This is a genomic window from Clostridium sp. (genome assembly GCF_040797585.1).
In the GTDB taxonomy this organism is placed as follows: Bacteria; Bacillota; Clostridia; order Clostridiales; family Clostridiaceae; genus Clostridium_Z.
On sequence record NZ_JBFNEO010000285.1, the window covers coordinates 1 to 2,704 of the forward strand.

General features: G+C 29.1%; 1 protein-coding gene. It reads left to right on the plus strand.

Annotation, left to right across the window (positions count from 1 at the left end):
- The first annotated feature begins 552 nt into the window (after positions 1-552).
- On the plus strand, positions 553-2,277 hold the full coding sequence (locus tag AB2369_RS12810) for a ferredoxin hydrogenase (RefSeq protein WP_367666863.1): 1,725 nt from the start codon (positions 553-555) through the stop codon (positions 2,275-2,277).
- The last annotated feature ends 427 nt before the right edge of the window (positions 2,278-2,704 follow it).

A 2,704-nucleotide genomic window follows, 5' to 3' on the forward strand; every position in this document is an offset into this window, starting at 1 on the left:
TTAAATAAATATGTTTACATATTGAGAATTTTAGAGATATAAGGATAAATATATAAGAATATGACTATGAAAATGTTTATATATAAGAAAGACTTATATACAATTAATTAAGATTAATGAATATTTAGGAATAAATTTATATGGAAAATTAAATTTTAATAAAGTAAAGGAAATAGAAGTATAACCTTAATATATATGGATTAATTCGTAATATTTAATAATAGTAGAAGTTAAAGACTAATGATTTTTTCATAAGATTATGTTAAAATTTATACTTGAGATGTAGAAAAATGTTGTGTAATAGGAATTTATAAAAATCATCCATTTAATATAAGAAATACTTATATTAAATAAGGAGAAATTTTTTTGATTATAATATGGTTATTTATGTAATCTATTATATTTTGTTACAATGTTTAGGTGATTTCTATATTGCTATATATTTTAGATATTACTTCTAAAAATACATAGTTTAACTTAAAAATATTATGTAGAGTTCACCTTATTTTTAGGTAAAATTCAAGATAATTAAGGGAAACTTAGGAGGATACTATGAATAGTGTACTAATTAATGGCGTAGCTTTAGAAGTTGAAGATAATATCACCATATTAAAAGCTGCTAAGGAAAATGGGATAGATATATCTACTTTGTGTTTTTTAAAGGATTGTAATGATGTAGGAAATTGTGGTGTTTGTGTAGTTGAGGTGGAGGGAAGAGATGAATTAGTTACCGCTTGTAATACTTTTGTAGAAGAAGGCATGGTGATAAATACTAATTCTGAAAAAGTTAACGAAAGAATAAAAGAAAGAATATCTAATATGTTAGATTCACATGAATTTAAATGCGGTCCTTGTAAAAGAAGAGAAAACTGTGAATTTTTAAAATTGGTTATAAAGCATAAGGCAAGAGCAGGAAAACCATTCTTGCCTTCGAATAAATCGGAATATGTAGATGAAAGAAGTAAATCTTTAGTTATTGATAGAAGTAAATGTGTAAAGTGTGGAAGATGTGTTGGAGCTTGTACTAACAAAACAGGCACTTCTACTATAAAGTTTGTAGATAAAGATGGGGATAAGGTAATAGGAACAGAAGGATTGAAGTGTTTTGATGAAACTAATTGTTTATTATGTGGACAGTGTGTAATTGCATGTCCTGTAGATGCTCTATCAGAAAAAAGTCATATGGATAGGGTTAAATCTGCATTAGAAGATCCAAAGAAGCATGTAATTGTAGCTATGGCACCATCCATAAGAACTGCCATGGGAGAGTTATTTAAGATGGGATATAGGGTAGATGTAACAGGAAAGTTATATACCTCATTAAGAGCTCTTGGTTTTGATAAGATATTCGATATAAACTTTGGAGCCGATATGACCATAATGGAAGAGGCTACAGAGTTTGTTGAAAGAGTTAAGAATAATGGACCTTTTCCAATGTTTACATCCTGTTGTCCTGCTTGGGTTAGACAAGTGGAGAACTACTATCCAGAGGTTTTAGATAATTTATCTACAGCTAAATCACCGCAGCAAATATTCGGAGCTGCAACTAAAACTTATTATCCATCTATAGAAGGATTAGATCCAGAGGATATATACACTGTTACTATAATGCCGTGTACTGCAAAGAAGTATGAAGCTGACAGGTTAGAGATGGAGAATAATGGATTAAGAGATATAGATGCTGTTATAACAACTAGAGAACTTGCAAAAATGATAAAAGATGCAAAGATAGATTTTGCAAAACTTGAGGATAGTGAAGTAGATCCAGCCATGGGAGAATATACAGGAGCAGGAGCGATTTTCGGAGCTACTGGTGGAGTATGTGAGGCGGCTTTAAGAAGTGCTAAAGACTTTATTGAAAAGAAGGATTTAGAGAACATAGAGTATGATGAGGTAAGAGGTCTTAAGGGAATAAAAGAGGCTTCTGTGGAAATAGGTGGACAAGAATATAATATAGCGGTAATAAATGGAGCTTCTAATTTATTTGAGTTCATGAAGTCTGGAAAAATAAATGAAAAACAATATCATTTTATAGAAGTAATGGCTTGTCCGGGAGGCTGTGTAGATGGAGGGGGACAACCTCATGTAAATGCTGCAGATAGAGAAAAAATAAATGTGAGAGCAGTAAGAGCTTCAGTTTTATATAACCAAGACAAAAATCTTAAGAGAAGAAAGTCCCATGAAAATCTTGCTTTAATTAAAATGTATGAAAGCTATTTTGGTAAAGCAGGACAGGGATTATCACATAAATTATTACATTTAAAATACAAAAAATAATATAGGGTTTTTAGCCTAAATCTTAACTTATACATGTACTTAAAGCCTTTAAAATCTTAGATTTTAAGCAGTTCATAAGATAAGTTTTGAATCAAAAACCCTATAGTAGCTAATTTTTAATAAAAGCCTTAATTTTTCATTAAAATATGAGAAGTTAAGGCTTTTTATATTTTTATATAGAAAAACATGTGGCATATTAATCTAAACTTCAATCTAATATGAGTTGTAGTATATTAAGTATTAAGATATTATGTGTTATATCTATAGTGCTATATAAATTATCAAAACAAGAAAAATTATTATAATGATAATAGAATTCTAATAATGATAATAGTTTTGGTGAAGAGAAAAAATTTATTTTATTGAATTTTTGAAGGCAGATACTCTTAATTAGGATAAGTTACCTAGTGTCAGAGGGGAAAGGATG

What these genes read in the sequence shown, in the direction of transcription:
- AB2369_RS12810 (WP_367666863.1), top strand. Translation starts at nt 553, where the DNA reads ATGAATAGTGTACTAATTAATGGCGTAGCTTTAGAAGTTGAAGATAAT.